Below are 6,930 nucleotides of genomic sequence, written 5' to 3'. Positions count from 1 at the left end.
GGCGCAAGCCGCAGCGCAACACCTTGCAGCCCACACGCCCCCCGGATAAACCCGGCGCTTCCCGAGGAGCGCCCCCATGTCCGACCCACACCGCACCCTTGCCATCGACTTCGGCACCTCGAACTCGGCCGCCGCCGTGCTGATGGGCGGCAAAGCCTTCCGCGTGCCGCTCGAGGCGGGGAACGACACGCTGCCCACGGCGGTCTTCTTTCCCACCGGCGGCGCGATGCGGATCGGAACCCAGGCGGGCGAGGCGCTGATCGCGGGCACCGAAGGGCGCTATATGCGCGCGCTGAAAAGCGTGCTCGGCACGTCGTTGTTTCACGAAACCCGTCTTATCGGCGGCAAGCGCCGGACCCTTGCCGACATCGTCACCGCGTTCCTGACGGAAGTGAAAACCCGCGCCGAGGATATGACGCGGATGACCTTCTCCACCGCGGTTTCGGGCCGCCCCGTTCATTTCCACTCGAACGACCCCGAGCGCGACGCCCGCGCGCAAGACGACCTCGCCGCCTGCTACCGCGCGGCGGGCTTCGAGCACCTGCGCTTCGTCTATGAACCCGAGGCCGCGGCCCTCGCGGCGGGCAAGGGCGAGGGGCTTGGCCTCGTCGTCGATATCGGCGGCGGCACCTCGGATTTCTCGGTTTTTCGCGAGGGTCCGGAGGGCGCCGAAATCCTGTCCTCCAATGGCATTCGTCTCGGCGGCACCGATTTCGACCAGTCGATCTCGCTCACCCATGTGATGCCGCTTCTGGGCCACGGCAGCCAGCTTACGCGCGACATGGGGGCGGGCCGTCTGCCCATGCCCAAAGCGCTCTATGTCGATCTCGCCACATGGGCCAAGATCCCGTTCCTGTACAGCCCCGAAACCCGGCGCACGATCAAGGACTACCGCAAGCACGCGGTTGAACCGGTCCTGATCGAACGCCTCGCCACCGTGATCGACGAGGAACTCGGCCACGACCTCGCCTTCGCCGTGGAGCGGGGCAAGATCGCCGCCAACGGGCCGCACGGGGCAGGGCGCGTGGCGATGGGGCTGGTGGAGCCGGGCCTTGCCGCCGAAATCACCCGCGCCACGATGGACGCCGCACTGGCCGACCAGACCGCCACGCTCACCCAGGCGATCCGCGAAACGCTCGACCTGGCAACGGTGAAACCCGCCGACATCTCCCGCGTCGTCCTCGTCGGGGGCTCGTCGCTCATGTCGCTGGTCGAAGGCGCGGCGCACAGCGTCTGCCCGGCGGCCACGCTCGAGCGATCCGAGGCCTTCACGGCGGTCGTCGACGGGCTGGCCCTTGCCATCGACCGGCGTATCGGCACGCCGGTTTGACCGCTCGCACCTTGCCGCGTCCCCGCACCGTTGATAGGTAGACGCGGATAACGCGCAGAGGAACGACCATGCGGGCAGAGGCTCAGAACAACGTGGACGCCATCGAGAAATCGCTGGCCCTTCTTCGGCAACGGATCGGCTGGGAAACCGCCGAGCACCGGCTGGAAGAGCTGAACGCGATGACCGAAGACCCCGAGCTTTGGAACGATCCCGACCGGGCGCAGAAACTTATGCGCGAACGCCAGTCGCTGGTGGCCCAGATGGATGGCTACAAGGCGATGGAGCAGGAAAAGAACGACAGCGTCGAACTGATCGAACTGGGCGAGATGGAGGACGACGACGAGGTCGTCAAGGACGCCGAAGCCGCGTTGAAGGCGCTCAAGGAACGCGCCGCCGCCGCCGAGATCGAGGCGCTTCTGAACGGCGAGGCCGACCCCAACGACACGTTTCTCGAAGTCCACTCGGGCGCGGGCGGCACCGAAAGCTGCGACTGGGCGTCTATGCTGGCGCGCATGTATGTCCGCTGGGCCGAGGCGCATGGCTACAAGGTTGAGCTTCAGTCGACGACACCGGGCGAAGAGGCGGGCATCAAATCCGCCACCTACAAAATCTCAGGCCACAATGCCTATGGCTGGCTGAAATCGGAAAGCGGCGTGCATCGTCTGGTGCGCATTTCGCCCTACGACAGCGCCGCCCGTCGCCACACCTCGTTCTCGTCGGTCTGGGTCTACCCGGTCGTGGACGACAACATCGAGGTCGAGGTCGCGCCGAACGACATCCGCATCGACACCTACCGCTCGTCCGGGGCGGGCGGCCAGCACGTGAACACCACCGACTCCGCCGTGCGGATCACGCACATCCCCACCGGGATCGTCGTGACCAGTTCGGAAAAGTCCCAGCACCAGAACCGCGACATCGCGATGAAAGCCCTGAAATCAAGGCTTTATCAGATGGAGCTCGACCGCCGGAACCAAGCCATCAACGAGGCGCATGAGAACAAGGGCGATGCGGGCTGGGGCAACCAGATCCGGTCCTACGTTCTCCAGCCCTATCAGATGGTCAAAGACCTGCGCACGTCGTTCGAAACGTCCGATACCCAAGGCGTGCTGGACGGCGACCTCGACGGGCTGATGGCCGCGACGCTGGCGATGGACGTGGCGGGCAAGAGCCGGGCCGAAGCCAACGCGGAAGACTAGGTCGCACCTGAGAGCCGCGTCGAAACGCGCCAACTGGATTGTTTGAATGCACGCCGGATGCAGCCTCCGCATTCGGCCGCTTGACCGAAACACATTCATCGGATCAAATCTGAACCGCGCGACAGGTGACAACTTTCGTGCGGGAGGGACATTTGACAGACATCACCGCGACCGAACCGTCGCCGACCCCCAAGGTCGCGACCGTTTCCGCATCCGTGATCGGCGAGGTGCTCAGGGCCGGCTGGCGCGATTTCACGCGCGTCCCGCTGATCGGCCTGTTCTTCGCGGCCTTTTATGTCGTGGGCGGCATCATCCTCGTCCTGCAACTGCAACGTGCCGATCAGAGCTATTCGATCATCCCCGTCGCGCTGGGATTCCCGCTCCTTGCCCCGTTCCTCGCCGTTGGGCTTTATGAGGTATCGCGACGGCTGGAACTGAGGGATGCGAACCTGCAGGGCGGCATGGGCTGCCGCTGGTCCGAGATTATCGGGGTGGTGTTCCGCCAGAAAGACCGCCAGATCCCGTCGATGGCGGCGGTCATCATCATGATCTTTCTGTTCTGGGTGTTCATCGCTCACATGATCTTTGCGCTCTTTCTCGGCCTAATGCCGATGCAGAACATCCTGACCGACTGGCAGCACACGATCTTTTCCTTCAACGGGATCAAGATGCTTGGCGTCGGCACGCTCGTCGGGGCGGTGACGGCCTATGTGCTGTTTTCGCTGACCGTGGTCAGCTTGCCGCTGCTTCTGGACAAGGAACTCGATTTCATCACGGCGATGATCGTGTCGTGGCAATTCGTGGCGGCGAACCGGGGGGTGATGATCCTTTGGGGGATCGTGATCGCTGTGATCCTTTTCGCCGCGATGATCCCGGCGTTTCTGGGCCTGTTCATCGCGTTGCCGGTGCTGGGTCACGCCACCTGGCACCTGTATCGCCGCGCGCTCGTCCATCCGGAATGAAAAAGGCCGCCCGGTCGGGGCGGCCTTCAAAATCGGATCAAATCCCGATCAGTTCTGCGCGGGCTTCGGCGCGGGCTGCTGGGCCGGGGCCTGCTGCTGCGGCGCGGCGGCCTTGGGGCGCGGGGCGCCGCCGTTGTTCAGCGGGTCTTCCTGACGCTGAACCGAGCCTTCGAAATGCGCGCCGCTTTCGATCGCGATGGTCTTGTGGATGATGTCGCCTTCGACACGGGCGGTCGAGGTCAGGCGCACCTTGAGGCCGCGCAGACGGCCCACGATCCGGCCGTTCACGACCACGTCGTCGGCAACCACTTCGCCCTTAACGGTGGCGCTTTCACCGACCGTCAGCATGTGGGCGCGGATGTCGCCCTCGATCGTGCCTTCGACAAGGATGTCGCCGGTCGAGCGCAGGTTGCCCACCACCGTCAGGTCCGACGACAGGGTCGAGGCCGGGGCTTTCGCCTTGGGCGTGCTCGGCATCGGGGCCGACGAGGAGGCGCTGGACGCCGGAGGTTTCGGCATAGACGTTTCCCCTGCCGGTTTGGTTTCAGACTCGCCCGCCTTGGGGCCCGGTTCGTTGATGCGGCTCTTAGAAAACATCTCGTCCTGCCTTGATATATGTCATTGGATTCACAGCCTTGCCGCCCACGCGCACTTCGTAGTGGAGATGGGGGCCGGTGGACCGTCCGGAATTGCCCATATCACCAATCAGGTCCCCGCGCGAGACCCTTTGGCCTTTCTTGACCCGGATGCGCGACAAATGGGCATAGCGGGTTTCAAGCCCGAACTCGTGCTGCACTTTGATGAGCCGACCATAACCGGACTGCCAGTCGGCATGGGTCACGACGCCATCGGCGGTCGCGTAGATCGGCGTCCCGACCGGCCCGGCCATGTCGGTGCCCGCGTGCAGGCGGCCCCAACGGGTGCCGAAGCCCGAGGTGTAGCGGAAGGTGCCCGGACGCACGGGCATGTAGAACGGCAGCTTTTCAGCGGCGATCCGGTACATGTTCATGCGGTCCAGCTCGTTCAGGATCTGGTTGGCGCGCTCCATGTCCTCGCTCGGCTCTTCGCCTTTGGTGGACAGGATCATCGGCATCAACGGTCCACCCTGACCGGAATAGCCGCGCCGGACCTGTGCAAGGATATTGTCTGTGGACATGCCCGCGGCCGAGAACATCTTGTCGAGCGGTTCGAGGCTGACGGTCACCGCCTCTTCGAGCTGGCTGAAGATCTGGTTGTTGCGCTCGTCGCGCAGCCGCGCCTCGTAGATCAGGTCGTCGGTGGCGGTCTTGGCCTCGGCGGCTTCGGCCAAGGCGGCGTCACGTTCCGTGGCGGTCGCTTCCAAGGCGGCGGTCAGCACGGCGACGGTCTGGCTCATATCCTCGCCGCTGACCATGACGGGGGCTTGGCCCGAGCCGTCTTCGCCCCGCGCCTCGGCCAACATCGCTTCGAGCGACCCGCGCGCATCGTCGCGTTCATTCATCGTGCGCCGCAGCGTCGATTGGATCACGTTGATCCCGGTTTCCAGTTCGCGCCGATGCTCTTCCGACGCGAGAAGCTCGGACTGCATTTCGGAAATCTGGGCGAGGGCAAGGTTGAAGCGTTCCTGCGCCGCAACCGCTTCGGCCGCGCGGGCGTCGCGCTGGTCGGCAAGTGTGCGAAGGCGCTCCTCATACAGGCGTTGCTCGCGCTGCGATTGCTCGCGCACGCTACCCGATGACACGGAATCCATCAGAAGGACGGCGGTGGCGATAATGGCCCAGGCGACGAAGGCGGCGCTGACGACCCAAGCGACCAGTTGCACGGTCGGCGTCAGGATCACGAAGCGGGTTCCCTGTTCCGAGCGCAGAAAGAGCCGCTGCTCAGGAAAACTCTTTTCGAGCCGTCGGTTAAACCTGTAGGCCACTGTGTTCAGCACGCTGTCACCGTCTGATTGCCCCATCCCAATTCTTGCGCGTCTGTTCCCCAACGGCGCGCTTGTCGGTCCTTACCGTGCGATACTGCATAAGTGCAACAATTTATCACCCTTTTGGTCGGGTCAGGGGGTCGCATCGGGCAGGAACCTGCCGATTTCGCGGGGTCAGCGCGCGGGTTCCGATGCTAGCGGCCAATAGAAATCCGGGGGCATCCCGGCCTCGGCGCGCTTTTCCTCGTTGAAGGGCGGTTTCAGCCCGCCGTGGAAGTAGCGACGCACGAGATCGTGGAAGGCATCCTTGGGGTCGGCCTCGTGCCGCCCGCACAGAAAGTGAAACCATTTGGACCCATAGGCGACATGCGCGACTTCTTCGGAGTAGATCACCTCCAGCGCGGCCACGGACTGCGTGTCCTTCGCCTGACGGAAAATCTCGATCATGCCGGGCGTCACGTCGAGCCCGCGCGCCTCCAGCACCATCGGAACGACCGCGAGCCGGCCCATCAGATCCCGCGCCGTATCCTCGGCCGCGCGCCACATGCCCGCATGGGCGGGCAGGGCGCCATAATGGCTTCCCTGCGCTTCGAGCGCATCGCAGACGAGGTTGAAATGCTTCGACTCGTCATCCGCCGCCTTCACCCAGTCGTCATAGAACCCGGCGGGCATCGGCGTGTCCGCGAAGCGCGGGATGATGTCCCAATGCAGGTCCACCGCGTTCAGCTCGATATGCGCGATCGCGTGCAGGATCGCTTTGCGCCCCTCGGGGCTGCCGGGTCGCCTGCGCGGCACGTCGCGCGGGTCGAGCAACTCCGGTCGTGCGGGTCTCGCCGGAAAGTCGGGGGGATCGGCCCGCCCGACGGGCAGCGGATCGCCCGCCGCGCGGGCGGCGAACCATGTGGCCGCATGTCTGCGCGACAGGGCTGTCTTTTCGCGCCCGTCGGCGGTGGTGAGAACCTCCACCGCCATTTCGGCAAGCGTCTGGCTCAAAGCGCCTTGACCGCCGCCAGCACCTCGTCCGCGTGACCCGGCACTTTCACCTTGGGCCAGACCTGCGCGATCTTGCCGTCCGCGCCGATGAGATAGGTGGTGCGGGTGATGCCCATGAAAGTCTTGCCGTACATCTTCTTCTCGCCCCAGACGCCGTAATCCTCACACAGCGTTCCCTCGGCATCGGACAGAAGCGGCACGGTCAGCTCTTGTTTGGCCGCGAAATTCTCCTGCTTCTTCACGCTGTCCTTGGACGCGCCCAGAACCACGGCCCCCGCATCGACGAACGCCTGATGGAGCCGGGTGAAATCCAGCGCCTCGTTGGTGCAGCCCGGGGTCGAGGCTTTGGGGTAGAAAAACAGAACCACGGGTTTGCCCGCGAAATCGTCGAGCGACACGGTATCGCCGCCATCGCGGGGCAGGGAAAACGCGGGCGCTTTCGCGCCGATGTCCAAAAGCTGATCGGCCATATTCTTTCCTTCCATTGGGCTTTGCCCTAATCACGGTTCAATCACACGAGCCCCCGGATGGAAAGCACCGGCCAGA

Annotated in this window: 7 protein-coding genes; 3 read left to right on the top strand and 4 right to left on the bottom strand. The window is 64.7% G+C overall.

What is annotated here, in order from left to right:
• Positions 1–76: 76 nt before the first annotated feature.
• The 3 genes from RB2654_RS03980 to RB2654_RS03970 all read left to right on the top strand — a co-directional run bounded on the left by RB2654_RS03980 (position 77) and on the right by RB2654_RS03970 (position 3,488).
• A complete protein-coding gene (locus RB2654_RS03980; RefSeq protein ID WP_008328829.1) occupies positions 77–1,330 on the top strand; it encodes an Hsp70 family protein in 1,254 nt (417 codons plus the stop codon).
• Positions 1,331–1,398: 68 nt separating this feature from the next.
• Positions 1,399–2,526, top strand: coding sequence for a peptide chain release factor 2 (prfB, locus tag RB2654_RS03975; RefSeq protein ID WP_008328828.1), 1,128 nt, complete (start codon positions 1,399–1,401; stop codon positions 2,524–2,526).
• Positions 2,527–2,678: 152 nt separating this feature from the next.
• Positions 2,679–3,488, top strand: coding sequence for a DUF2189 domain-containing protein (locus RB2654_RS03970; protein WP_008328827.1), 810 nt, complete (start codon positions 2,679–2,681; stop codon positions 3,486–3,488).
• Positions 3,489–3,536: 48 nt separating this feature from the next.
• Here the strand turns inward: RB2654_RS03970 and RB2654_RS03965 are convergent, their stop codons facing one another.
• The 4 genes from RB2654_RS03965 to bcp all read right to left on the bottom strand — a co-directional run bounded on the left by RB2654_RS03965 (position 3,537) and on the right by bcp (position 6,869).
• Positions 3,537–4,085, bottom strand: a complete 549-nt coding sequence (locus RB2654_RS03965) for a bactofilin family protein (RefSeq protein ID WP_040884369.1) — start codon at positions 4,083–4,085, stop codon at positions 3,537–3,539.
• On the bottom strand, positions 4,075–5,403 hold the full coding sequence (locus RB2654_RS03960; RefSeq protein ID WP_235889017.1) for a M23 family metallopeptidase: 1,329 nt from the start codon (positions 5,401–5,403) through the stop codon (positions 4,075–4,077). The genes RB2654_RS03965 and RB2654_RS03960 overlap by 11 nt, the downstream gene beginning before the upstream one ends.
• 162 nt (positions 5,404–5,565) lie before the next feature.
• On the bottom strand, positions 5,566–6,363 hold the full coding sequence (locus tag RB2654_RS03955; protein WP_008328824.1) for a ferritin-like domain-containing protein: 798 nt from the start codon (positions 6,361–6,363) through the stop codon (positions 5,566–5,568).
• 17 nt (positions 6,364–6,380) lie between these two features.
• Positions 6,381–6,869: a thioredoxin-dependent thiol peroxidase gene (gene bcp / locus RB2654_RS03950; RefSeq protein ID WP_008328823.1), complete on the bottom strand. Its 489-nt coding sequence runs from the start codon at positions 6,867–6,869 to the stop codon at positions 6,381–6,383.
• Positions 6,870–6,930: the final 61 nt, after the last annotated feature.

The sequence above is a fragment of the Maritimibacter alkaliphilus HTCC2654 genome (assembly GCF_000152805.1).
Taxonomy (GTDB): domain Bacteria; phylum Pseudomonadota; class Alphaproteobacteria; order Rhodobacterales; family Rhodobacteraceae; genus Maritimibacter; species Maritimibacter alkaliphilus.
The sequence above is the reverse complement of the archived record's forward strand: the minus strand, read 5'-3'. Positions and strand labels throughout refer to the sequence as shown.